The 243-nt window shown below is 52.7% G+C and carries 1 protein-coding gene; it reads left to right on the forward strand.

The features are described 5' to 3' along the window. Positions 1–243 (forward strand): DEAD/DEAH box helicase family protein (locus SB756_RS34240; protein ID WP_410913778.1); only part of this gene is annotated, 243 nt, incomplete at both ends.

Genomic DNA, 243 nt, shown 5'->3' on the forward strand with positions numbered 1-243 from the left:
GTGATGGCAACCGGTCCCGGCAAAACCTACACCGCCTTCCAGATTATCTGGCGGTTATGGAAAGGCAGACACAAGAAACGCATCCTGTTCCTTGCCGATCGCAACATTCTTGTTGATCAAACCCGCACCAACGATTTCCAGCCTTTTGGGCAGGCAATGACCAAAATCACTGGCCGCACTGTCGATCCCGCTTATGAGATCCATCTGGCGCTGTATCAGGCGATGACAGGAACCGAAGAGCAT

Source organism: Pseudomonas sp. SIMBA_068, assembly GCF_046534705.1.
Classification (GTDB): domain Bacteria; phylum Pseudomonadota; class Gammaproteobacteria; order Pseudomonadales; family Pseudomonadaceae; genus Aquipseudomonas; species Aquipseudomonas putida.